Genomic DNA, 22,638 nt, shown 5'->3' on the forward strand with positions numbered 1-22,638 from the left:
CAGACCGGAAGATAACAACAGCAGCCAGCTTATTGCGCGTTGCGCACGTCGGCGGCTTCGCCCTCGCCGCCAGGCTGGCCGTCAGAGCCCAGGGACAGGATGTCCACCCGGCCGCCGCTGTAGCTGTAGCGGTAAGGGTTGTTCCAAGGGTCATTGGGCACGCCACCCGACAGGTAGGGGCCGTTCCAGCCGCGCACATTGCCCGGCTGCTTGGCCAGTGCGTCCAGACCTTCTTCGCTGGTCGGGTAGCGGCCGGTATCGAGCTTGAAAATATCCAAGGCCTTTTGCAAGTCGGCAATCTGCACGCCTGCGGTCTTGGACTTGGCGCCGCCCAGCTGGCTCAGCACCTTGGGGCCGACCAGGCCGGCCAGCAAGGTCAGGATGGCCAGCACCACCAGCAATTCGATCAAGGTGAAACCACGGCTCTTGCGTGGCGATTTTTGGGTGAAACAGGCCTTCATGGCGGGCTCTCCTTGCAGTATTAAAAATTAAGCAGCCAAATCGTTGACGGACAGAATACCCATCAAGATAGACACAATGATGGAGGCAATCAGCAGACCGAGCACCAAAATCAGCACCGGCTCGATCATGGTCAGGGCGCGTTTGATGCCCGTTTCCACCTCGCGGTTCAATATATTCGACAGCTCCAGCATCATCGATCCCAGGCGGCCGGTTTCTTCACCGACACGCACCAGGTTCACGGCCAGCGGCTCGAACACCGTCGTGGTGTTCATGGCCTGCACCATCTTGCCGCCCTCTTTGACGATGGGCGGAATCTTGGCCAGCTCCTGCTGGATCAAGCGGTTGCTGACCGTATCGGTCGCGATATGCAGCGCCGTGAGCAAGGGCACGCCATTGCCCAGCAAGGTGCCCAGCGAGCGCGAATACAAAGTCAGCTGGTACTTGAGCGCCAGGCGCCCCAAAATCGGCATGCGCAGCAACACCCCTTGCCACCACAGCCGCCCTTTGGGCGAGCGCAGCCAGCCGCGCAGCAGATAGACCACCGCAGCGCCGCCCAGCAACAGCACCCAGCCGTTCTTGCGGAACACCTGGCCGATGGTCATCACAATCTTGGTGGGCGTGGGCAGTGCATCGCCCATGTCGGTGAACAGTTTTTCAAACTGCGGCACCACAAAGCCCAGCATGGCGATCAGCGACAGGATGGCCACTGCCACCAGAATCATTGGGTAGATGGTGGCCGAGACCACGCTTTCCTTGAGCGCGCGCTGGCGCTCCAGGTGCTCCACCAAACGCTGCAGCACGGCCGACATCTGGCCGCTGGCCTCGCCCGAGCGCACCATGTTGATGTAGAAATCCCCAAACAGCTCCTGGTGCGCCATCAAGGCCTTGGACAGCGGCACACCGCCCTTGACCGCCTCAAGCACGCCGGTGAGCAGCTCACGCATGCTGTCCTTGAAGGCCATGTCGATCAGCACGCGCAGCGCGTTGTCCAGCGCCAGGCCGGCCTTGAGCATGATCGACAGCTCCGAGGTCATCGCCAGCACATCGGCGGCCTTGGCTGGGCCTTTTTGCGATTTCCGGGCCTTGGGCTTGACGAGGGCGCCGACCGCAGCGGGCTTGGCACCCGACTTGGCGGCCGCCGGCATCAGCGCGGCGGCATCAACGGCATCGACAATGCGCACCGGCGTGAGCTTTTGCGCACGCAAATGCTTTTGCACCGCCGCTGCATTGGGCGCTTGGAAGGTGCCGCGAACCTGCTCGCCCGCAGCATTGATCGCGTGCCAGGCAAAATCAGCCATCGATCTGGTCCTGGGTGACGCGGGCGACTTCGTCCAAGGTGGTCACGCCGGCAGCCACCTTGCGCAGGCCGTCCTCATGCAGGCTCAGCATGCCGGATTTGGCCGCCAGGTTGAACAGCTCGTTCGAGTCCTTGCCCGCGTTGATGGCGTTGCGCATCGGCTCATCGAGCACAAACAGCTCATGGATGCCGGTACGGCCCTTGTAGCCGGTGTGGCGGCAGGCATTGCAGCCGACACCGCGGTAAATCGGTTGGCCCACGCTGCTAAAGCGCGCCAGGCCAGAGCGCTGGCGCACTTCCTCGCCGGGCTCGTAGGCTTCCTTGCAATTACCGCACAAGGTACGCACCAGGCGCTGGGCCAGCACCCCGTTGACCGAGGAGGTGATCAGGTAGCTCTCCACCCCCATGTCCTGCATACGGGTAATGGCACCGGCGGCGGTGTTGGTGTGCAGGGTGGACAGCACCAAGTGGCCCGTCAGCGCCGATTGCACCGCAATCTGCGCGGTTTCGCCGTCCCGCATTTCACCGATCATGATGATGTCCGGATCCTGGCGCAGGATGGAGCGCAGCGCGTTGGCAAAGGTCAGGTTGATCTGGGCATGGACCTGGATCTGGTTGATCCCTTCGAGCTGGTACTCGACCGGGTCTTCCACGGTAATGATCTTGTTCTCCAGCGCATCGATCTTGGACAGCGCCGCATACAAGGTGGTGGTCTTGCCCGAACCAGTCGGCCCGGTGACCAGCAAAATCCCGTGCGGGCGGCCCAGCAGGTCGTTGAATTTGGACAGCGTGTCCTTGGCAAAACCCATGGTTTCCAGCTGCAGCCGCACGCTGGCGCGGTCCAGCACCCGCATCACAATGCTCTCGCCATGCACGGTGGGCACGGTCGAGACCCGCAGATCGAGCTCACGGCCCTTGACGCGCGTCTTGATACGGCCATCCTGCGGCAGGCGGCGCTCGGCAATGTCCAGATGCGCCATCAGCTTGACCCGCGAACCCACAGCCGCCGACAGGCGCGGCGGCACCAGCTCGCCGGGGTGGATCACACCGTCGACCCGGTAGCGCACATGCAGGCCATCATCAAACGGCTCCAGATGGATGTCGGAGGCGCGCAGATCGGTCACCTTGCCGATGATGCTGTTGACCAGGCGAATCACTGGTGCTTCGCTGGCCAGGTCCTTCAGATGCTCGACAAAATCGCCCACATCCGAGCCATCGCCAAACATGTCATCGCCGTCGTCTTCTTCGGCTTCGGGCTCGGGCTCCTGCAGCGCTTTTTCAATATCGGCCTGCAGTGCCAGGTGCGGGCGAATCTGCAGCCCGGTCGACATCTGCAGCGCCTTGATGACAAAGGGATCCTGCGGCGAAGCCATGGCGACCTGCAGCACCCCATCTTGCAGTTGCAAGGGGAACACATGCTGCGAGTGCTGAAACTCGGGCATCAGGCCCGGCACACTGATCGCCTCGGCCGGGAAATCCGTGCCCAAGGTGAAAGGGATGTTCAGCTGGGTCGCCAGGGCCTGCATCAGGTCCGGCTCGGAAACCAGGCCCAGCTGCACCAGCACCTGGCCGATAAGGCTGCCCATCTCCTGCTGCGCCTGCAAAGCACGCTCCAGATCGCGTGGCGACAGCTTGCCCGCCTGCACCAGCATCTCGCCCAGCAAGGGACGACGCCCGGACTCCAGGGTCAGGGCGGCATCGCTGAAATCGTCGGTGGTGCTGTTGCTCATGCGTCTATGGTCTCAAAAGCCTATGGCAGGCGTGGTACTCATCCCCTTAGCCTATAGGGCACCCAGTGTAGGGGCCAGGCATGGGAGACATTTGGTAGGAAAAGCAAACTCAGGCAAAAACATCGGCCTCGGCAAAAGCCTTGCCCTGCTGGTCCTTGGCCGAGAGTTGCGGCTCCATATCGCCCAACTGCCAGTCAATCGACAATTGCGCATCATTCCAGACAATGCAGCGCTCGTGGGCCGGCGCGTAGTAATCCGTTGTTTTGTAGAGGAACTCCGCCGTTTCGCTGAACACCACAAAACCATGGGCAAAGCCTGGCGGCACCCACAGCTGGCGCTGGTTGTCCTCGCTCAGCTCCACCGCCACCCATTGGCCGAAGGTGGCCGAGCTTTTGCGGATGTCGACCGCGACATCCAGCACGCGGCCCTGCACCACCCGCACCAGCTTGCCCTGGGCTTGCTCCAGCTGGTAGTGCAGACCGCGCAGCACGCCGCGGCTGCTCTTGCTGTGGTTGTCCTGCACAAAGTCATAGTGCTGGCCCACCGCCGCATCAAAGGCTTTTTGGTTGAAGCTCTCGTAGAAAAAGCCGCGCGTGTCGCCAAACACCTTGGGCTCGATGATCTTGACCTCGGGCAAGGCCGTGTCGATGGCTTGCATGGCTTTACTCCTTGGGCTCCTGCAGCAAGCGCTGCAGGTACTGGCCGTAGCCATTCTTGGCCAAGGGCTTGGCCAGTGCAGCCAGCTGCTCGTCGCCGATATAGCCGCTGCGCCAGGCAATTTCTTCGGGGCAGGCAATCTTCAGGCCCTGGCGGCTTTCCAAGGTGGCAATGAACTGGCCCGCATCCAAGAGGCTGTCGTGCGTGCCGGTATCCAGCCAGGCATAGCCCCGGCCCATGATCTCGACGCTCAACTGGCCCTGCTCCAGGTACAGCCGATTCAAATCGGTGATCTCCAGCTCGCCGCGCGGCGATGGCTTGAGGCCGCGCGCCAGCTCCACCACCTGGCTGTCGTAGAAATACAGGCCCGTCACCGCATAGTTGCTCTTGGGCTTGGCCGGCTTTTCTTCCAGCGACAGCACCTTGCCATGTTTGTCAAAGTCGGCCACACCATAGCGTTCGGGATCGGTCACATGGTAGGCAAAGACACTGGCGCCCGCATCGCGCTGCATGGCGCTGGCCAGCAGCTTGTGGAAGTCATGGCCGTAGAAGATGTTGTCACCCAGCACCAAGGCGCTGGGCGCACCGTCCAGGAAGGACTCGCCAATCAAAAAGGCCTGCGCCAAGCCATCCGGGCTGGGCTGCACCGCGTACTGCAGTTGGATACCCCACTGGCTGCCATCGCCCAGCAGCTGCTCAAAGCGCGGTGTGTCCTGGGGGGTGCTGATGATCAGGATCTCTTTGATCCCCGCCAGCATCAAGGTGGTGAGCGGGTAGTAGATCATCGGCTTGTCATACACCGGCAGCAACTGCTTGCTGACTGCCAGGGTGGCCGGGTGCAGGCGGGTGCCGGAGCCGCCCGCCAAGATGATGCCTTTGCGTGCTTGCACTGTCATGGTTTACAAAATCTCCCGCAACATGCGCTGCACGCCGGTCTGCCAATCGGGCAAATCCAGCGCAAAGCGCTGCTGCAATTTGTGGGTGTTTAAACGGGAATTGTGGGGGCGGCGAGCCGGTGTCGGGAACGCGGTGGTGTCGACCGCCTGCACCTCCTGCGCCGTCAGATGCAGTGCAGGGTTGATGGCGCGGGCCGTATCGAGCACAAAGCAGGCATAGCGGTTCCAGGTGGTCTCACCGCCCGCTACCAGGTGGTAGATACCGCTCAAGTCCTCTGCCGATGCCATGGCCGTGCGCAGTGCATGGGCCGTCACATCAGCGATCAGGTCGGCGCCGGTAGGTGCCCCCCATTGGTCATCGATGACGGCCAGCTTGTCGCGCTCCTGCGCCAGGCGCAGCATGGTCTTGGCAAAGTTGCCGCCGCGCGCGGCATACACCCAGCTGGTGCGAAAAATCAAATGCTTGGCACCGCTGGCTGCAATCTGCTGCTCGCCGTCGAGCTTGGTCTGGCCATAGACCGACAGCGGGCCGGTGGCCTGGTCCTCTTGCCAGGGCTGGTTGCCACTGCCGTCGAACACATAGTCGGTGCTGTAGTGCAGCAGCCAGGCGCCCAGCGCTTTGGCCTCGCGGGCCAGCACGCCCACCGCCTCGGCATTGATGGTGCGGGCGGCATCGGGCTCGCTCTCGGCCTTGTCCACCGCAGTGTAGGCTGCGGCGTTGACGATCACATCCGGCGCCAGGGCGCGTACCGTCTCGGCCAATGCCTGGGGGCGCAGCAAGTCGCCGCACAGCGGCTCGCTGGCACGGTCCAGCGCAATCACCTCGCCCAGCGGCAGCAAGCTGCGTTGCAGCTCCCACCCGACCTGGCCGTTCTTGCCCAACAACAGTATTTTCATTGCATCGTCCTGGAAGGCGGGCGGCTACATGCTGTGCCAGGCCCGCAAAAATACCGCCCTCAGGCGTACTGCTTGTTGACCCAGTCCTTGTAGTCACCCGACTGCACCTGGGCCACCCAATCCTGGTGCTCCAGGTACCACTGCACCGTCTTGCGGATGCCGCTGTCAAAGGTTTCAGCCGGCTTCCAGCCCAGCTCCTTTTCCAGCTTGCGCGCATCGATGGCGTAGCGGCGGTCATGGCCGGGGCGGTCCTTCACATAGCTGATCTGCTCGGCGTAGGACTGGCCATCGGCGCGCGGGCGCTGGGCGTCCAGCAGGCTGCAGACATGCTTGACGATGTCGATATTGGGCATCTCGTTCCAGCCGCCCACGTTGTAGGTCTCGCCCAGCTGGCCGGCCTCCAGCACGCGGCGGATGGCGCTGCAGTGGTCCTTGACGTAGAGCCAATCGCGGATCTGCATGCCGTCGCCATACACCGGCAGGTTCTTGCCCGCCAGCGCGTTGACAATCATCAGCGGGATCAGCTTCTCGGGGAAGTGGTAGGGCCCGTAGTTGTTCGAGCAATTGGTCGTCACCACCGGCAGGCCATAGGTGTGGAACCAGGCGCGCACCAGGTGGTCGCTGGCCGCCTTGCTCGCGCTGTAGGGGCTGTTGGGCTCGAAATTGTGGGTCTCGGTGAAAGCCGGGTCGTCCTTTTCCAGGCTGCCATAGACCTCGTCGGTGGACACGTGCAGGAAGCGGAAGCCATCCTTGCGCTCGCCTTTCAGGCCGCTCCAGTAGGCGCGGGCGGCTTCCAGCAGACGCAAGGTACCCACCACATTGGTCTGGATAAAGTCCTCGGGGCCATGGATGGAGCGGTCTACATGGCTTTCGGCCGCAAAGTGCACGATGGCGCGCGGCTGGTGCGCGGCCAGCAGCTGGTCAAGCAGCGCACGGTCACCGATGTCGCCCTGCACAAAATGGTGGCGGCTGTCGCCCTGCAGGCTTTCCAGATTGTGTAGATTGCCTGCGTAGGTCAGCTTGTCGAGATTGACCACCGGTTCATCGGAACCCGCCAGCCAGTCCAACACAAAATTCGAGCCGATAAAGCCGGCGCCTCCGGTGACGAGAATCATGGTCAGTACAGGTAGTTCAACAAATAACCGTCCATTATCGCATTGCCCTTCTGGCGCAGCAGCCGCCCGCTGGCAATGCAGGGCTATCTCTGTAACCGCATGTGGCGCCGGTCTGCGTCAGCCCTTGGCAGCAAAGCGGCTGTGGGCAATATGCAGCAAGCCGTCAAAAATCAGGTTTTCGACCAGCTCGAAGGGGCGCGTCATGCTGGGCATCATCTTCCAGCCAGCGCCGCCCGTCATCACACAGGCGGGCTCCTGGCCGCAGTGGGCAATCACATGCTGCACCATGCGCTCGACGGCGCCGGCAATCGCATAGGTGCCGCCACTGGTCAGTGCATCGCTGGTATTGGTGGGGAAAGGCTGCACATCGCCGGTCGGCACATGCAGGCCTGCGGTGCCCGACTCCAGTGCCTTGAGCATGATGCCGTGGCCCGGCAGGATCAAGCCGCCCAAAAATTTGCCATCGGCATCAATGGCTTCGACGGTGACTGCCGTGCCCACCATGACCACCACCACTGGGCGCTGGCGCCCCTGGGCCAGCACATGGTGCCAGGCGCCCACCATCGCCACCCAGCGGTCGGTGCCCAGGCGGCTGGGGTGGTCATAGCCATTGGTCAGGCCCGCCTCCGCATTGGAGGACACCACCCAGTTGGGCGCCAGGTCCCAGATGTCCATCTGCGTCTGCACGCGCCGGCGCACCACATCGCCGGCCACCACACAGCCCAGCATGTATTGCGGCTCAGGCAACTCGGCCCAGCTGCCCTCGGCCAGGCGCTCGATGTTGTCCAAAAACTCCACACCATGCGCCAGCACAGCGGCGCCCGGTTGCGGTGCGTCGTACATCGCCCACTTGAGGCGTGTGTTCCCTACGTCGATGGCCAGAAAATGCATGGGCGGCATTATCGGCCTTTTTGGCGCCCGACCTTGTTGCACGTGCAACATCTGCCCATGCATGGGCCTGCCGGCCCGCACTGTGAATTTTTTTCAAGCGGCTCCGTCTGACGTCAAGGCGTTCCCAAACCCCTATATATTGGACAGTTCCTGTAACCAACCCTCTAGGAGTCACCATGGGACTGTTCAGTTTTATCAAGGAAGCCGGCGAAAAATTGTTTGGCGGCAAAGACGCTGCTGCCGCAACGGCACCGCAAGACCTGAACGCGGCTGCAGGTGCGGCCATCGAGAAATACATCGGCACCCAGAACCTGGGCGTGTCCGACGTGAAAGTGGCCTTCGATGCCGGCAAAGTGACCGTGACCGGCGTGGCCCCTACGCAGGCGGCCAAGGAAAAAGTCACGCTGTGCTGCGGCAATGTCTCCAGCGTCAGCGATGTGACCAATGAGATGACCGTGACCAACCCTGAGCCGGAAGCCAAGTACTACGACGTGGTCTCGGGTGACACGCTGTCGGGCATCTCCAAGAAGATGTATGGCGATGCCAACAAGTACATGACGATCTTCGAAGCCAACAAGCCCATGCTGAGCGACCCTAACAAGATCTACCCGGGCCAGAAGCTGCGTATTCCAGCGCTGTAATCTAGCCCCGCCTCAACGTAAAAATCCCGCATCCGGCCTGGCCGGTGCGGGATTTTTTTCTTGGCGCGTCGCGCGTCAGGCTGCCTGTGACTGCTTGAAGCGCTCCACCAGTTGGCGCAGGTCTTGCTCGGCCTTGTAGATAACGGCCAGGTACTCGTGGTTGTTGATGCCCCAGAGCGAAGAGTCCATATCGGTGGTGTGCGCCACCAAAAACGGCAAGGTGGTGACCACCCGCATTTGGGCGCGGCCCTGCAGGTAGCTGTCGATGGTGTTGGTGTGCGGGTCGCGGATCGAAGAATCCCATTGCGCCAGCGCCTCCAGCGCGGGCTGCGCGTAGATGTTGTGCACCATGCTGGTCATGCGGTCCAGCACCACAAAGGTCTCGCCATCCCGCTCCTGCACCTCCAGCACCTGGGTGCCAGGGTGGATCTTGGCAATCAGGCCCGCAAAGATGTCCCACTGGCCGGCATGCGCGGCCAGCCAGCCATCCACCCGGGCGCGGCGCAAGGCGTAGTCGGGCGGCATCTCGACATCGTCTTCCATGATCTCCAGCTGCGTTGCCCCGGTCTGCAAGGCTTTGCGCGCCAGGTACTGGTAGCTCATCGCGCAGCCCAGCCAGCCGGGGCTGTAGCGCACGCCATCGAACACCGCCACCTCGGACTGCAGACCCGGCAAGGTCTGCTCGATGAAATGGGCGCGGCGGCGCACGGTCTCGGGCATGCTCAGCACCATGCAGGGGCCCGGCAGCGGCTGCGGCAAGGTCAAGGCCTCCCACTGGGCCGCGTCGATGCGGCCCAGCGCATATAAGGCGCGCAGCACCATGAATTCAAACTGCTGGCCGCTGCGCGCCATCTCTTGCGCCAGCCCCTGCTGCACCAAGGCTGGCTGCTGCGCTTGCTGCTGCAGCATCTCCTGCACCGCCTGCACCATGGCCTGGGCATCGCCCACCGGCGTCACGCGCAGCGCGGGGTTGTCCAGCAAGGCAGCGTGTTGGTGGATATCGGCACTGCTCTCGGTCACCACGGGCGTGCCCAGGCTCAGGCATTCATACACCCGCGTGGTCTCCAGCAAGGCGCCTTCGTAGTAGTGGATATTGACAACGACCCGCGCCTGGCGCACGGCCTGGCGCAATGCATCGCCAAACAGATTGCCCTCGATGCGCACCGAGAAGTGGCGCTGCAAGACCTGCAGCATCTCCTGGCGGCGGGGGGCATTCACATCGCCGTAGAACAGCACATCGCAGCTCGGCTCCACATCCGGCAAAGCGGGCTCGCCGCAATCCTGCAACAGCTGCGAATACGCAGCCACCCCGCCAATGGGCACCAGGTAGGTGTGCGGATAGCGGATGCCCTTGGTCTCCAAAAAGGCCAGGTTGGCCGGCGCATAGTCCCAGGCGGACAGCGAGTTTTCCAAAATGGCCAGGTACTCGTCCGTGAACCAGCGCGGGCTCACGCTTTGCTCCATCTGGAAGACGATGCGCTTCTCGCCCGGAGGCAGTTGCTTGAACATCTGCGGGCAGACCACGATGTACATGTCCAGCACAAAGCCTGGGGCCGGCACATCTTGCAGCAGGCTCACCTCAAAGCCCGCCTTGCGCAGCACCTGGGCCAGTGCATGGGCCACAAACTGCGTGTGTGCCGTCGCCAAAATGCCGTAGTGCCGGTTGCTACCGGGCAGCAGCGCCATGGCAGGCAATGGTGCTCCCCGGGCCTGGCGCATCTTGCGGCGCAGCGCATGGCGCACGCGGCGCAGGCCTGCCGGTTCATAGGGCGCCAACTTTTGCTTGAGGCGGAAGACGGCACTTTTGCATTTGCGCAGCAAATCGGTGATGCGCCACAGCGGCGAGAGCTGGCGCGCCAGCGCCTGCATCTGCTGGGCCTGCTGCTCAATCTGCCACTGCTTTTGGGCAAGGTCCTGCTGCAGCGCCAAAAGCTTGATGTCCTGTTGCTGCTGGCGGGCAGTCAGCCATTGGGCCTGTGTCTGGGCTTGCGCCAGCGCGTTTTGGCTTTGCTGGGCCTGGGTTTGGCTCGCCTCCAGATGGCCGCGCAGCTGCTGGCGTTCCAACTCCAGCGTGCGGATATCCGCATCGAGCTTTTCGATCCAGCTGTGGCGCTGCTGGCCGGCAGCCTCCAGCGCCTGCACGCGCTGCTGCTCGTCGCCCAATGCATGCTGCAATGCCATCAGCTCGGCCTTGGCCTCCAGCCGCGCGCCCAGCGCAGCAAACACCCGGCAGGCCTCACGCTGAAACGCGGCATCGCTGCGGTTGCACAGGCTGCGCAGCAACGCCGGCTGCTGCGCGCCCACCAGCAATACACCCAGGCCATTGCTGTGCGGAAAGTGAATGCTGGGGTAGCGCCCCTGCAGCTCTGCCCAGAGCTGGTGCACGCCAAAATCATCGCGGTGCACATTGCTGTCGTGGAAGAGCACCACGCCGCGCTCGCTCAGCTTGGGCAGCCAGGTCTCAAAATCATGGCGCACGGCCTCGTAGGTGTGCAGGCCATCGATATGCAGCACATCCACACTGCCATCGGCAAAGCTGGGCAAAGCCTCGTCAAAGCGCATGCGCAGCAAGGTCGAGAACTGGGTGTAGTGCGGATCGTGGGCTTGGCGCAGGCTGGCCAAAATCCCCTCGCCATAGGCACCCGCATGGGCATCGCCCTCCCAGGTGTCGACCGCATAGGTGCGCGTCATCAGGCCCTGCTCGGCAATCGCCTGGCAAAAAGCCAGGTAGGAGATGCCAGAGTAGGCCCCCAGCTCCACCAGGCTGCGCGGCTGCGCCACCGCCATCAGCCAGGCGGCAAACGGGATATGCCCCGCCCAGGGTGCGGGGTGGGTCAGATGGTAGGGCTCCATCAAGGCGGCGGGGAGCAGCCAGCCAAAGTCGGCCCGCGCTTGGCCTGAGAGGTCTGTCATACGGTTCATGGGAGAGAGGTTTCCTGTTGCGCCTGACCGGCCTGCAGCACGATGGACCGCATCGGAATGCCCAGCAGCCCGGTGGCCATGTTGGTGGACTCAGACTTGAAGTGCAGCGCATCCTGTATCCAGTGCTGCTGCACATGGTCGTGCTGCGAGCCATCGGCCAGTGCGACGTCGATCGCGTAATTGCCCACCGGCATGCGGGGCATGTCAAAACTGAACTCGGCCTGCAAAACCTGGCCGCCGGCACAGGCCACGGGCTGGCCCAGATAGCTCAAATAGCTGTTGTCACCAAACACGGCCTGGCCGGTGCGGTCCTTAACCACAAAGCCCACAATCGGTGATTGGAGCGCCTGGTGGCACTGCGCCTGGATGCGCAAGACCACGGGCTCACCGCCCACCACCCAGTGCAGGGGGCGCTGCTGCGTATCCATCAGCCAGGCACCGGTGATGCGGGCGCCGCCCAGGCCAAACGATGGCGCATCGGGGTTGAAGCGAAACACCTCGATATCGTTGCGCAGCGGCTCGGCGCGGAAGAAATCGCGGCGCTGGTCATGCCAGGGCAAGCTGGCATCAAACACAGGTGCAGCGGGCGGCGCCGCAGCGGCCGGGCCACTGCCCTGCTCGGCCTCATAGCAGGCCTGCATATAGCGGTCGCAGACCTCCTTGGTCGGGCCGATCTGCATCACCTGGCCCTTGTCGATCCAGACCACGCGGTCGCACAGGCTCTTGATGGCCGCAGTATCGTGGCTGACAAAGAGCAAGGTGCCGCGCTCCATGAAGCTGCGCAAAAAGCGCATGCATTTCTGGGTGAACACCGCATCACCCACGGCCAGCGCTTCATCGACCACCAAGATATCGGCGTCCACATGGGCAATCACCGCAAAGGCCAGCCGCACATACATGCCGCTGGAATAGGTCTTGACCGGCTGGTCGATGAACTCGCCAATATCGGCAAAGGCGGCAATCGAGTCAAAGCGCTCGGCAATCTGCGCGTCGCTCAGCCCCAGCAGTGCCGCATTCATCGCGACATTGTCGCGGCCCGAGAACTCGGGGTTGAAGCCCGCCCCCAGCTCCAGCAGCGCGGCAATGCGGCCATGGGTCTTCACCTCACCGCAGCTGGGCGCCAAGGTGCCGCAGACCATCTGCAGAAAGGTGGATTTGCCCGAGCCGTTGCGGCCGATGATGCCAATCGTCTCGCCCTTGGCCACCTGCAAATCCAGACCGCGCAGGGCCCAGAATTCGCGGTGGTAGGGCTTGGGCTCGCGCCCCAGCAGGCGCGAGATGCGGGGCATCACAAACTGCTTCAAGCGGTCGCCGGGCGCGTCATAAATATGAAAGCACTTGCCCAGGCCTTGCACCTCCAGTGCCACAGATTCAGAGGACATCGGCAAATCCCTTGCGCGTTTTCTGGAACCAGGCAAAGCCCATCCAGGCCACCAAACTGCAGGCCAGCATGCTGATGGCCCAGCCGCTCCAGTCCGGCATGCGTCCCCAGATCAGCACGGCACGCGTCTGTTCGATGAAAAAAGTCAGCGGATTGAGCCACATGGCGGTCTGAAAGCTCGCTGGCAGTGCATGCACGGGAAAGAAAATCGGCGAAATGAACATCAGCATGGTCGTCATCACGCCGGTGATCTGCTTGAGATCGCGGGCAAACACGCCCAGCGACGCAAAAAACCAGCCCACACCGACACTGAGCAGCACCAAAGGCGCCCAGACCAGTGGCAGCAGCAAGGCCGTCAGGGGAATCTTGCCGTTCAGCACCAGCAGCGCCACCAAGAGCACCGCCAAGCTGGCCAGCGCCTGGAACAAGGCCGAGCACACGGCCACCACCACCAGAATCTCCAGCGGAAACACCACGCGCTTGACGTAGTTCACATTGGCCAGCACCAGGTGCGGGGCGCGGTTGAGCACGTCCGAGAACAGGCCGTAGACGATCAAGCCGGCAAACAGCACCAGCGCAAACTGGGTCTTGGACTCGGGCCCCTCGCCCCAGCGCGCCTTGAACACCACGGAGAACACAAAGGTGTAGATCACCAGCATGCACAGCGGAATCAGCACCGCCCACAGCCAGCCACCCAGCGATCCCTTGAAGCGCTCACTCACTTCGCGGCGCGTCATCTTGACCACCAGCGGCCAGTGCGCGCGCACGCTAGCCACCAACGCGCGTGCAGAGGCAGCGCTGCCAGTTCCGACAGTCAATATGTAACTCCATCTATCATGAGGCGGCCAAGTTTACAGGGACAAGCGCCTCACGGCAGCCTCGGATGCGGCACGGTTACAAGCCGCGACGATTACAAATGTCACTGCGACCAAGGCAAACCCTGAAGCCGCCAACCGCCGAGCTGGCCGCGCTGCCCCTGGGCATTGGCATCGCCCTCAAAGCCCTGCAGGATGTTGTAGGCCTCCAGCCCCAGCTGGCTGGCACGCTGGGCAGCGGCGACTGAGCGCACGCCGCTGCGGCACAGCAGCACGATTTTCTTGCCAGCGGCCTTCTGGGCCAGTGCCTGCAGCTGGGCATCAAAATCCGGGTTCATCGCCATGGCCGGCCATTGCTTCCAGGCAATCGCTACCGCGCCTGGCACCTGCCCCACCCAGGCGCGTTCGGCATCGGTACGCACATCCACCAGCACGGCCTGCTGGGTCTGCACCCAGTGCCAGGCCAGCGCTGCACCAATATCACCGGCATAGCCGTTGGCCGCCGCAATGGTTTGCTGTTCCGTGGTCAAGCTCATAGACACCTCATCAAAAAATAGCGAATACACCTCACAAAACACCCGCCCCAGCCCGGGAGGCTTGCCGCCCCGCTACGCCGCCCGGTCCCAGGGCGGGGCGGGTATGTCTTTCAACTGCTGGCGCAGCGCCCGGTGGTCAGGCACCACCTCCGCCACCGTATCCCAAAAACGGGGGCTGTGGTCCATCACCCGCAAATGGGCCAGCTCATGGGCCACCACATAGTCGATGACGGCCGGCGCATAGTGCATCAGCCGCCAGTTGAGGCGGATGGAGCCATCGGACTTGGCACTGCCCCAGCGGGTTTCAGCACTCGACAGCCGCAAGCTGGTGTAGTGCACCCCCAGCAGCGGCGCGAAATGGGCCAGTCGCGTCAAAAAGTGCTGGCGCGCGCTCTGGATGAACCAGGCCTGCACCAGATCACGGATTTGCGCCGACCCGGCATGGGGCGGCAGCGCCAGGTACAGCCGCGAAGTAGCGATATCCGCCGTTTCCTCCACACGCCACACCGCACCGGAGCGCGCTACGCGCTGCTCGCTGTCCACCACGATCTGAAGCGGCTGCCCCAGAAACGGCAGGCTCGCCCCATCTTCCCAGCGGATGCTGGCACTCAGGCTGTTGGCACGGCGGCGCTGCATCTCGGCAATCTTGCGCACGATCCAGTCCGCCTTCTCGTGCAGGGCCTCCTCAATGCCCGGCTGGGTTACCCAGCGCGGCGCCCGCACCACCAAGCCGTCTTCGCTGACCACAAAGCCAATGCTGCGGCGCTTGGCCCGCTGCAGCAAATACGCCACCTTCTGGCCTTGCAGCAAGATGCTGCGGTTGGCGCCAGGGTGCGACTGCAAGGAGTCGGGACTGGACGGCGGCACCACCACAGGCGCCGCAGGCCTGGCCACAGGGACAGGCGGCGGTACCGGCAGCGGCACCGGAACCAGTACCGGCAGCGGTGCAGCGGCAGGTAGCGAAACGGGAGCAGGTGCGGGTGCAGGCCCCGGCGCGGCGGCCGGCGGCTTCGCCTGGGCAGCGGGGGGCTCGCTGCGCTCCCACAGGTCCAGGGCCATCTGCACCAGGCGACGCACATCAACCATGGCTCAACCCGCTACCCTTTCTGTGCAGCGCTGCACGCTCAGAGGCAAACACATCCGCCTTTCAGCATCACTTGCCTGCATCGCCACCCGAAGCGGTTGCTGCCTGGCCTGGCGCCTGCAGCGCAGGCTTGCCCACATAGGCCTCGGGGTCAAGGCGGCGCATTTCGGATTCGATCCAGAATTCCACCTCAGCCATCAGCTCGTCGTGTTTGCGGCCCTGGCTGTTGATCGGCTTGCCCACCGACACATCGACAATGCCAGGCGTCTTGACAAAGGCCTTGCGCGGCCAGCATTTGGCCGATGTCACCGCAATCGGAACCACCTGGGCGCCGGTCATGATCGCCAGGCGCGTGGCGCCCGTTTTGTATTCGCCGCTTTCGCCGCGTGGAATGCGCGTGCCTTCGGGAAACATAATCACCCAGGTACCCTGGCCCAGCAGGCGCTTGCCCTGCTCCACCACCTTGTGGAAGGCACGGCTGCCATCCTTGCGGTCAATATGGATCATGTCCAGGCTGCCGATGGACCAGCCAAAGAACGGAATCTTCAGCAACTCTTTTTTGAAAACATAGGCCAGAGGCCTGGGCATGATCGCCGGCATTAGAAAGGTTTCGAACGTCGACTGGTGCTTGCACAGCAGCACCACCCCTTTGTCGCTGCCGGGCTGACCGGCGACCGGCAGGTTCTCCATGCCCTGCATCCGCACACGGATGCCGCAAAACCAGCCGGCGCTGTCGGCCGACAGCTTGAGCCAGAGCCGCGCCACGGTATAACGCGCCCGGCTGCTGGCCCCAAAGACACGCAGCAACAAAATAGTCAGGGTGTACGGAATCACGGTCAGGCCCATGAAGAGCGTGTGCAATATCGATCGGATCAGTGACATGGAAGCAATGGAAAAGGCAGGGGGAACGCAAAGGGTCGACCCCGTCGATCGGGCCAGCGCGCTAAGCAAAAATCCGCCCACAAAGGCCCTCAACGCGCCGCGGTGAGGGCTGCCAAGGGACGGGCTGCAGGGGCCTGAAGCAAGGCAGGAATGTATCCGGGCCCAGCTGAACGGCTCTAAATGATATCGGAAGCCGAAGCGCTCGTCCCCCGCACATCCCCACGCCACCCGAACCTGAGCACCACCAGCAGCCCTAAATTGGTAATTTTCTCAATACCATCAAAGAATTGCAGTGGATAACTAAGCCGTTTGACGAGAAATTGTGGATAAACCGCGCTGCCGCCTGGCCCGGCTCTGCCACGCACACGGCATCGTAGCAAGCACTTATGCACACAATGTGGAAAGCAGACTCCTTAGCACAATACGCAGCAGCTATCGGTCACATAGACAAATCGATCCACATAACTCAATGAAACATATAAATAAAAAAATTTTGTCAGGCAATCAGCCCCGTCGGACGACAATGTGTGGTAATTCTGCGCCAGGCCAAGGGCGCTATATTTCAACAAAGTTATCCACAGAAATACTGGCTACATATTGATTTCTCTTGTGATTTGCCTTGTGTATAAGTTCTTTGCTTTGTCACAAGACTGTGGCATGCCCCATCCGCAATCAGGAGAAACACCGAACCGGGACGCTTGAGGGATCCGACCCGGGGCCTGAACCGCCCTTTGCCCCGCCGCCGCGCCGGCATGCCAGTCGCTACACTCGGAGCTCCTGTCTTTATTCCGGCTGCCCCCTTGATTCTGCTGTCCATCGCCGTCCACACCCCCGCCTACAGTGCCATCAGCGCGGCCAGTGAACTGCTGACCTACCACGCCCCCCACAATCTGCCTGCCGGCAGCCTGGTGCGGGTGCCTTTGGGCAAGCGCGAAGTGCTCGGGGTGGTCTGGGGGCCGGATCTCTCGTTTGCGGGCGATACCGCCAAGATCAAACCGCTGAGCGCGGTGCTGGAGGGCATTGCCCCATTGCCGGAGAGTTGGCTACGTTTAGTGCATTTTGCCGCCCGTTATTACCAGCGCAGCTTGGGGGAGATGGCCATTACCGCGCTACCCCCTGCGCTGCGCGATCTCACGGTGGAGCAGCTGGCCCGGCGCCTCAAGCGCAAAAAAGCCGCCGCAGCCCCGGCAATTGCGGCCGACCAAGCGCTGGCACTGAGCCAAGAGCAGATGGAGGTTTGCGAACAAATAGACAAGAATACCGGACCGTTCCTGCTTTTTGGCAGCACCGGCAGCGGAAAAACCGAGGTCTATCTGCACCAGGCCGAGGCGCTTTTCCAGCGCGACCCCGATGCCCAGGTACTGGTCATGGTGCCCGAGATCAACCTCACCCCCCAGCTCGAAGCCCGCTTTCAGGCCCGTTTTGCCGCCCGCCTGGGCGAAGGCGCGGTCGTCAGCATGCACAGCGGCATGACACCGCCCCAGCGCCTCAAAAGCTGGCTGGCCGCGCACACCGGCCAAGCCCGCATTGTGCTGGGCACCCGCATGGCGGTGTTTGCCTCACTGCCGCATTTGCGGCTGCTGATTGTGGATGAGGAGCATGACGCCAGCTACAAGCAGCAAGAGGGCGCGCGCTACTCGGCGCGCGACCTGGCCATCTGGCGCGGCCATGACCTGCAGGCCCAGGTGATTCTGGGCTCGGCCACCCCCTCGCTGGAGAGCTGGTGGGCCAGCCGCCCGGCCCATGGCGAGGACGCCGGTGGCCGCTACCTGCGGCTGGCCATGCCCAGCCGCATTGGCGCTGGCCAGATGCCCCGGCTGCGCCTGGTGGACATGCGCCAGCAGCCGCGCCAGGCGGTGTTTGCCCCGGCGCTGCTGCAGGCCATCACCGAACGGGTGGAACGGGGCGAGCAGGCGCTGGTGCTGCTCAACCGGCGCGGCTTTGCACCCGTGCTTTTCTGCGGCGACTGCGGCTGGAAAAGCGACTGCCCGCATTGCAGCGCACACCAGGTCTTCCACAAGATAGACCGCAGCCTGCGCTGCCACCACTGCGGTTTCAGCCAGCGGGTGCCGCTGGCCTGTCCCAGCTGCGGCAACCCCGATATCTTGCCACTGGGCAAGGGGACCGAACAGCTCGAAGAGGCGCTTGAGCGCCTGCTGCGCAATGTGCAGCGCCCCGATGGCCAGCCTGCCCGCATCGCCCGCATTGATGCCGATACCACCAAGGCCAAGGGCACGCTGGAAGAGAAAATGGCGGATGTGCATGCCGGTGACATCGATGTGCTGGTGGGCACGCAAATGGTGGCCAAGGGCCATGATTTTCGGCGCGTGACCCTGGTGGCGGCGGTGCAGCCCGATGACGCGCTGATGTCCAGTGATTTTCGTGCGCCCGAGCGGCTGTTCTCTCTGCTGCTGCAGGCAGCGGGCCGCGCCGGGCGTGACGCGGCCTATGTGGCCGCCCAGGGCAGCGTGGTCGAGATGTGGCTGCAGACCCAGCAGCCCGAGCATGCCGTTTACCAGGCGCTGCGCCAGTGGGACTACAGCGGCTTTGCCGCCCAGCAGCTCAAGGAGCGGCGCGACGCCGCCATGCCGCCCTTTGCCCACCAGGCCATCATCCGCGCCGATGCCCGCTCTCAGCAAGAAGCCCAGGCCTTTTTGCGCGCCGCATCCGAGCTCGCGCACAGCCAGCAGCTGCTGCAGGGCAGCGAGGTCTTTGTCTACCCGCCCATCCCGCTGTCCATGCAGCGGGTGGCCAATGTGGAGCGCGCCCAGATGCTGATCGAAAGCCCGTCACGCAAGGACTTGCAGCAGTTTCTGCGCGCCTGGCAGCCCTGCCTGCACTGGCTGCGCGCCCATGCAGAGCACAAAGGCCTGGTGCGCTGGCTCGTCGATGTGGACCCGCAAGCCATCTGAGCGGGCCGCTTAAACCAGCCAGGTGACCGCTGCTGAAAAGCTGACAAAGGCCAGCGCCGTGCTGACCAGGATGATGTGGGCAATGCGGCCGTTGTGGGCGCCATAGCGCCCCGCCAGCAAGGTGACATTGCTGGCACTCGGCAGGGCCGCGACCAGCGCCACCACCAAAAGCGCAAAGCGGTCCACCGGCAGGCCGGCGGCAATGGCGGCATGGCCCAGGCCCAGCACCAGCAGCGGGTGCACAAACAGCTTGACCAACGCCAGCGGCACATAGCTGGCAGGCGCGGCGTATTCCTCCTCCACCATCTTGGAGCGGGCCAGTACGGCCCCCACGGCAAACAGCGCCACGGGCGTCGCGGCACTGGCCAGCAAACCTGCGGTCTGGTCCAGCGCCTGCGGCAGCTTCCATTCCAGGAACGAGGCCAACGCACCCAGCAAGATGGCCCAGGGCATGGGATTGGTGAGCACCCCTTTGAGCGCCTTGAGTAGCGCCGCACGGGCATTGCCGGCCGCACCATCCATGCGCGAAATGGCCAGGCACAGCGAGGTGGTGGCCACCATGTCCACCAGCATGGTCACAATCGCCGGGCCGGCGGCCGCCTCGCCCAGCAGCGCCACCAAGAGCGGCAAGCCCATGAAACCGGTATTGGGAAAAGCGGTCACCAGCGCGCCAAAGGCGCTGTTGTTCCAGTCCATGCCCCGCAGCCGCGCCGCCGTGACGCAGCCTGCCACCAGCAAGCACTGGCACAGCACATAGAGCAGCAGAATCGGCAGGTTCATCAGCTGCGCAAAAGGCAGCGAGGAGCCGGCCTTGTACAGCATGCAAGGCAGTGCGAAATACAGCACAAAGGCATTCACGCCCGCAATCGCAGGCAGCGGAAAAATGCCGCGCCGCGTGGCCACAAAGCCGCACAGAACCAGCGCAAAAAACGGAAAGGTGACTTGGAAGACGGACAGCACGGCTCGATTGTGCCCAGAATGCGCTGGCGCGCATGTAGCGCGAGGGACCGGCAGCGACGCGCCCGGCCCACAAAAGAAAAGACCGGCCAAGTGATGGTCGGTCTTGCAAGGCCCTGTCGGCACCTTCGCGTCAGATCAGAGCCTAAAGCAATCTAAATCACTTAGATCGTCACCAATTTTTCGACTTCAGCGCACTTGCGCCGGGCCAGCGCCAGGTTGCTGCGCTGCTTGTCCAGCACCAGGTACAGGAACAGGCCTTCCTTTTGTGCCACCGGGCGGATGATGTGGTACTGCGAGCCCAGGGTGATCAGAATGTCGTCAATGGAGTCTTGCAAACCCAGCGACTTCATGGTCTTGAGCTTGGCCCGCACCACCTCGGTGTTGCCCGCGGCGGCCAGCTCCAGATCCAGACCCGAGCCGGCACTGCCCAGCAGCATGCCACTGCCGCTGTCCACCAGGGCGGCGCACATAGCGCCCTCGACTGTCAAAAGTTGCGTCAACGCTTCTTGAACCGATGCCATCAGACTCCCCCTTCACACACTGGCGGTTTATCGTGACCGCCGCATGCGGCCAGTGCAGCGCATACGCGGCTTACCCACAGCACGGGGGCCTGCCCAGGGCGGCCCGGCATGCTGTCAGACTTTGTTCATCTCGGCGCCCACCTCGGCAGCCGCCCACAGCACACGGCCCAGGATCGCATTGGTATCGAGCACCATGCACAAGATGCAGGGGAATTCGGAGGTCACCGACTGGAACACCACCACGCCGCTCTCTGTCTCGAAGGTCAGCCGCTTGCAGCCGGTGTGGTTGATCTCGCGGCCCACCGCACGTGCCATGGCCATCAAGGAGCCGGCCATCGCCGACAAGCGGTTGAGCTGCAGCTCGCTGTTCGTGCGCAGCGAGGCAATTTCAAACCCATCCGGTGTACTGAGCAGGGCAACGCGCACCCCATCAACGGGACCAATAAGCTTCTCAAGCGCCTGCTGGCCTGCCTTGACGACCTGGGCAGGGATCAGAGGTTGTGATGCAGTCATGAATTCTCGCTTTGCAGAGACAGCATGGAAACAAGTACGCCCATCGCATCCAGCAGCTGCGCGCGCTCACGCGGATCAGCTTCCAGAACAGGAACAACGCCATAGCCGGCAGAATACACGCCTTGCGCGAATGTTTCAATTTGTTCCGTCGTGGCGGGGCGTGCGCTCAGCACCAAGGCGACGGGCGCGGTCGGCAACTGCCGGATTTCTTCGAGGATATGGAGGGTTTCGCCCAGGCTGGTAGGCGCATTCATGTCGACCATGATGAAAACACCGAGCGACACCGACAGCACCCATTGGCGCACAAAGCTGAAACGCTCCTGGCCTGGGCAGCCGCAAATCTGCACCACCTCACCGCCACCCAGATCGATCTCACCGAATTCGGTGCCGACCGTGGTGAGCTCCTTGCTGTGCGCGGCCAGGTCCAGATTGCGCACATCGGAGCTGGACATCAGGCTGCCGCACAGCGAACGCACGGCCGTGGTTTTGCCGATGCCCATGGGCCCGCACAATGCAATGCGTGGCAGCTTGTGCGGCCCGCTCCCGTCAGATTCTAGATTCATGCCAGCTTACCTCCCCCTCGTATCCATCGGCCTAGACGGCCAAGCAAACCTTTGGAGTGTAGCGGTTCACGAGGATGCGAGGAGGAAGAAGCGGCAGGAATTGCTTGCTGGGCGACGCCGCGCAGCACGCCGCGGCGGCCCAGCTCGACCAGCAGGCCGCGCGCCATCACGGCATCAAGCCCACTGTGCAGGCACAGCTGGGCAATGGAGACAGGCTCGCGCGAGAGCAGGGCCAGCGCGCGGATGCAGGCGCCGGTATTGAAAGGTGCGCCCACCGACACCCAGGACTTGAGCTGGTAGCGGAACTCCTGGCGGGCCGAGGACGCAGGCTGGGCAGCCGCCTGCACCGATTCCTGGCGCATAACCTTGTTGCGCGCGTCCCAATCGAGCAAGAAAACCGCAGCACGGTCAAACATGTCGATCAGATCGCTCAAGGTGTAGTTCACATCCAGGCGCCCCACCCAGGATGCGCCGTCGAGCATGGCGGTCTTGACCTGGCCAATGCAGACCACGCAGGGCGCCTTGCCCAGCGAGGAGATGGCGTCCGCCATGCCCTGGTCCAGCACGATCAGCTGGGCACGGTCGCGCGGCACTTCCTTCCAAGGAAGCACCGATTTTCGGGATGCCACGCCATACAGCTGCACAAAGCGGTGGCGGCTGCTGGGCGTCAGCAACTCTGCGGAGATTCCGGCGGTCTGCATGGCGATAATTTCAGACTTTTATTAACTAAATTAATAGCATCTACCACCGGGCAGCAGCAATGCTATCGGCATTCTAAAAGCTTGCTCGCCAGACGCAAGTATTTCCGCGAAGGTTTTACCAACTGCTCTACATTGATTCACAATTCCAAAGGAAATGTTGTTTTTTATGTAAGCAAATATGTAAAAGCGAAAGCCTTGGATCGGCAGTTGGCTGCCGTTGCGGCTATTCTTCAGCGCTTTCATCGTCGCTCTGCAAAGGTAC

At 63.0% G+C, this 22,638-nt stretch carries 22 protein-coding genes; 2 read left to right on the forward strand and 20 right to left on the reverse strand.

The genetic code is table 11. From position 1 onward, the window contains the following. Positions 1–29: 29 nt before the first annotated feature. The 8 genes from gspG to M2375_RS14640 all read right to left on the reverse strand — a co-directional run bounded on the left by gspG (position 30) and on the right by M2375_RS14640 (position 7,945). On the reverse strand, positions 30–461 hold the full coding sequence (gspG, locus tag M2375_RS14605) for a type II secretion system major pseudopilin GspG (RefSeq protein ID WP_259168398.1): 432 nt from the start codon (positions 459–461) through the stop codon (positions 30–32). Positions 462–488: 27 nt separating this feature from the next. Beyond that, positions 489–1,760, reverse strand: a complete 1,272-nt coding sequence (locus tag M2375_RS14610) for a type II secretion system F family protein (protein ID WP_259168399.1) — start codon at positions 1,758–1,760, stop codon at positions 489–491. Then, positions 1,753–3,489, reverse strand: coding sequence for a type II secretion system ATPase GspE (gene gspE / locus M2375_RS14615; protein WP_259168401.1), 1,737 nt, complete (start codon positions 3,487–3,489; stop codon positions 1,753–1,755). Before gspE ends, M2375_RS14610 begins: the two co-directional genes overlap by 8 nt. A gap of 109 nt (positions 3,490–3,598) precedes the next feature. Beyond that, entirely contained in the window at positions 3,599–4,147 is a 549-nt protein-coding gene (rfbC, locus tag M2375_RS14620) for a dTDP-4-dehydrorhamnose 3,5-epimerase (RefSeq protein ID WP_259168403.1), read from the reverse strand. Positions 4,148–4,151: 4 nt separating this feature from the next. After that, on the reverse strand, positions 4,152–5,042 hold the full coding sequence (gene rfbA / locus M2375_RS14625; RefSeq protein WP_259168406.1) for a glucose-1-phosphate thymidylyltransferase RfbA: 891 nt from the start codon (positions 5,040–5,042) through the stop codon (positions 4,152–4,154). Between the two features lie 3 nt (positions 5,043–5,045). Beyond that, positions 5,046–5,939: a dTDP-4-dehydrorhamnose reductase gene (gene rfbD / locus M2375_RS14630; RefSeq protein ID WP_259168408.1), complete on the reverse strand. Its 894-nt coding sequence runs from the start codon at positions 5,937–5,939 to the stop codon at positions 5,046–5,048. Between the two features lie 59 nt (positions 5,940–5,998). Continuing rightward, positions 5,999–7,054, reverse strand: coding sequence for a dTDP-glucose 4,6-dehydratase (rfbB, locus tag M2375_RS14635; protein ID WP_259168410.1), 1,056 nt, complete (start codon positions 7,052–7,054; stop codon positions 5,999–6,001). 117 nt (positions 7,055–7,171) lie between these two features. Continuing rightward, entirely contained in the window at positions 7,172–7,945 is a 774-nt protein-coding gene (locus M2375_RS14640; protein WP_259168412.1) for a type III pantothenate kinase, read from the reverse strand. A gap of 176 nt (positions 7,946–8,121) precedes the next feature. On the opposite strand from M2375_RS14640, the gene lysM reads away from it, so the two are divergent. Then, positions 8,122–8,586, forward strand: coding sequence for a peptidoglycan-binding protein LysM (lysM, locus tag M2375_RS14645; protein WP_259168414.1), 465 nt, complete (start codon positions 8,122–8,124; stop codon positions 8,584–8,586). 75 nt (positions 8,587–8,661) lie between these two features. On the opposite strand, the gene M2375_RS14650 is transcribed toward lysM, so the two are convergent. The 6 genes from M2375_RS14650 to M2375_RS14675 all read right to left on the reverse strand — a co-directional run bounded on the left by M2375_RS14650 (position 8,662) and on the right by M2375_RS14675 (position 16,206). After that, complete coding sequence (locus tag M2375_RS14650; RefSeq protein ID WP_259168415.1) at positions 8,662–11,508, reverse strand: class I SAM-dependent methyltransferase; 2,847 nt, start codon at positions 11,506–11,508, stop codon at positions 8,662–8,664. Next, positions 11,505–12,890, reverse strand: coding sequence for an ABC transporter ATP-binding protein (locus M2375_RS14655; RefSeq protein WP_259168416.1), 1,386 nt, complete (start codon positions 12,888–12,890; stop codon positions 11,505–11,507). Before M2375_RS14655 ends, M2375_RS14650 begins: the two co-directional genes overlap by 4 nt. Then, entirely contained in the window at positions 12,880–13,707 is an 828-nt protein-coding gene (locus tag M2375_RS14660; protein WP_259168418.1) for an ABC transporter permease, read from the reverse strand. The genes M2375_RS14655 and M2375_RS14660 overlap by 11 nt, the downstream gene beginning before the upstream one ends. Before the next feature lie 101 nt (positions 13,708–13,808). After that, the gene (locus M2375_RS14665) at positions 13,809–14,240 is read right to left on the reverse strand and encodes a rhodanese-like domain-containing protein (RefSeq protein ID WP_259168420.1); all 432 of its coding nucleotides are present in this window, start codon (positions 14,238–14,240) and stop codon (positions 13,809–13,811) included. A 72-nt stretch (positions 14,241–14,312) separates the two neighbouring features. Continuing rightward, entirely contained in the window at positions 14,313–15,317 is a 1,005-nt protein-coding gene (locus M2375_RS14670) for a SprT family zinc-dependent metalloprotease (protein WP_259168753.1), read from the reverse strand. A 76-nt stretch (positions 15,318–15,393) separates the two neighbouring features. Further along, positions 15,394–16,206, reverse strand: a complete 813-nt coding sequence (locus M2375_RS14675) for a 1-acyl-sn-glycerol-3-phosphate acyltransferase (protein WP_259168422.1) — start codon at positions 16,204–16,206, stop codon at positions 15,394–15,396. Positions 16,207–16,958: 752 nt separating this feature from the next. On the opposite strand from M2375_RS14675, the gene priA reads away from it, so the two are divergent. Continuing rightward, positions 16,959–19,118 (forward strand): primosomal protein N', encoded by a 2,160-nt coding sequence (gene priA / locus M2375_RS14680; RefSeq protein WP_259168424.1) that lies wholly within the window; start codon positions 16,959–16,961, stop codon positions 19,116–19,118. Positions 19,119–19,127: 9 nt separating this feature from the next. Here the strand turns inward: priA and M2375_RS14685 are convergent, their stop codons facing one another. From M2375_RS14685 to M2375_RS14710, 6 genes are all read right to left on the reverse strand, one after another. Beyond that, positions 19,128–20,078 carry an AEC family transporter gene (locus M2375_RS14685; protein ID WP_259168425.1) on the reverse strand — a complete coding sequence of 317 codons (951 nt, stop codon included), beginning with the start codon at positions 20,076–20,078 and terminating at the stop codon, positions 19,128–19,130. 161 nt (positions 20,079–20,239) lie between these two features. Continuing rightward, positions 20,240–20,599, reverse strand: coding sequence for a hypothetical protein (locus M2375_RS14690; protein ID WP_259168427.1), 360 nt, complete (start codon positions 20,597–20,599; stop codon positions 20,240–20,242). A gap of 114 nt (positions 20,600–20,713) precedes the next feature. Continuing rightward, on the reverse strand, positions 20,714–21,112 hold the full coding sequence (locus tag M2375_RS14695; protein ID WP_259168428.1) for a roadblock/LC7 domain-containing protein: 399 nt from the start codon (positions 21,110–21,112) through the stop codon (positions 20,714–20,716). Then, positions 21,109–21,675 (reverse strand): ATP/GTP-binding protein, encoded by a 567-nt coding sequence (locus M2375_RS14700; RefSeq protein ID WP_259168430.1) that lies wholly within the window; start codon positions 21,673–21,675, stop codon positions 21,109–21,111. Before M2375_RS14700 ends, M2375_RS14695 begins: the two co-directional genes overlap by 4 nt. After that, positions 21,672–22,376, reverse strand: a complete 705-nt coding sequence (locus tag M2375_RS14705; protein ID WP_259168432.1) for a hypothetical protein — start codon at positions 22,374–22,376, stop codon at positions 21,672–21,674. Before M2375_RS14705 ends, M2375_RS14700 begins: the two co-directional genes overlap by 4 nt. 30 nt (positions 22,377–22,406) lie before the next feature. After that, complete coding sequence (locus M2375_RS14710; protein WP_259168436.1) at positions 22,407–22,619, reverse strand: hypothetical protein; 213 nt, start codon at positions 22,617–22,619, stop codon at positions 22,407–22,409. Positions 22,620–22,638 lie beyond the last annotated feature (19 nt).

Origin of the sequence: Comamonas sp. BIGb0152, assembly GCF_024809975.1 — a bacterium.
Lineage (GTDB): Bacteria > Pseudomonadota > Gammaproteobacteria > Burkholderiales > Burkholderiaceae_C > Comamonas.